The sequence below is a fragment of the Bacteroides sp. LFL-34 genome, from assembly GCF_027257075.1.
GTDB classification, from domain to species: Bacteria; Bacteroidota; Bacteroidia; order Bacteroidales; family Bacteroidaceae; genus Bacteroides; species Bacteroides ovatus.
Genome location: NZ_JAPQKZ010000165.1, coordinates 1 through 610, shown reverse-complemented (window position 1 = coordinate 610; position 610 = coordinate 1). Strand labels below are relative to the sequence as shown.

The following is a 610-nucleotide window of genomic DNA, read 5'->3' as shown; positions in this document are numbered from 1 at the left end:
GGTTACGGGAATAGTCCCGCCCAAAGGTAGCGACTAAATATGCTATATTTGGACGGGCGGCAAGGGCTGTCCGAATTTGTCCTGCGGTGTCCCGATTTGTCCGGGTGGGATGAAATTCCGCAACCATTGGTTGCAGAATTGAAAAGGGCATAAAAAAAGAGAGTGAATGATTTCACTCTCTTTCGATGAACCCTTTGTGAACCCTTTGGTCGTTTTTTGAAATAGCTAAAACTCAAGTAATTTGCATATTTTGCAAAAGAAAATCATTCGAGTATGAACCATATGTGAACCCTTTAATGGATTAGCGGGGAACACTGTTTAAGCGTCATCGCGCTTCGTTAGTAATCTGTTATTGCACTCGTTTCAAATCCCCGATAGATTGGAGTGACATTTCTATGTAGGGAATAGTTTTTAGAATATGGATGTTATCTATTGCTTCTTTACCACCCAATGCCAATGCCGATACAAGACATGGAGATTATAGAATAAAAATAATTCATCTTTCTTATTATCAGTCATTTGAATATTTTCTGTTTTTCTCTATTTTTGCCATTTTCTGTTATTCAGTACACTTTGAAATATCATTTTCTTTTGTACCTTTGCATCCGCA

General features: G+C 38.0%; 1 protein-coding gene. It reads left to right on the top strand.

Features of this window, described 5'->3' with window-relative positions:
- Window positions 1-422 precede the first annotated feature (422 nt).
- Window positions 423-610: hypothetical protein (locus tag N5O98_RS27395; protein ID WP_269496312.1), on the top strand; the 188-nt coding region annotated here is incomplete at its 3' end.